We start from the raw sequence: 861 nt of genomic DNA on the forward strand, positions 1-861 counted from the left end.
AATATTAATATGTGCTCTATGTGAAGTTAGCCTAAATTTATAATGAAGATTTTTCAAATCATTCACATGTAGCTACAGATTTTTCTGCTTTGTGTTTCCCTTCTATCTTTGTTGTTTTCTTTCCTTGAGCTTTTCATTGTTTTCTCTAGGTGCAGGAGTGTTGGTCATATAAAGATCGATACTACTAAGTCGTTTACTACGAGGAGAATATTTCCTTCCTTTCTATTTTCTTGTACAACTTAATCCTGTAATCGTTTTTTTGTTGTTCTTTGGTTAATAGATGAACGCTCACACCAGATGAGACTTTATTGATTATCAAAGTTGATCCACATCAGGATCTAACAAATGAGTCCAAGTAATTAATGCTGTCAACATAACAAAAAGAGTCCTGATTGATACGGACTCTTTTTGGAGTTTTTAAAAAAGTAAACTTTTAAACACATAATTACATTTCTATTATTTATTTCACCACTTGAACAGATGCTGGTTTCCACCCCTGATTCTCTACCCAATCAATATCAACCTTATATTTTTTATTACTTTGCTTATCTCGTACATTACCGTAGGCTTTATTATCACCATTATTCCCAATAAAATCGAAAATCAATTGGCTCTCTGGAACATCAACAGCATAAGAAATTGCTTGTTTCATCTCACTCCAATCTACTGTTCCTTCTTTAAATTTCATTTCAGGTTTTGCTCCTTGCACTGTACCAATTGGCTTCCAAGAAGGATTAGTTTGAGAACCCTTTTCTTGAGATGCCGTTTTTTCTCCCTCTTTATTTTCATTTCCGTTCATTTTTACCGATTTTTCTGCTTTTTGTTTCTCTTCTAACAGTGCTGCTTCTTTCTCCTCACGTT

General features: G+C 33.4%; 1 protein-coding gene. It reads right to left on the reverse strand.

What is annotated here, in order from left to right:
- Window positions 1-460: 460 nt before the first annotated feature.
- Window positions 461-861: YrrS family protein (locus GFJ36_RS16285; RefSeq protein WP_157349681.1), on the reverse strand; the 401-nt coding region annotated here is incomplete at its 5' end.

Origin of the sequence: Bacillus sp. EE-W1, from assembly GCF_009760835.1 — a bacterium.
Classification (GTDB): domain Bacteria; phylum Bacillota; class Bacilli; order Bacillales; family Bacillaceae_G; genus Bacillus_A; species Bacillus_A wiedmannii.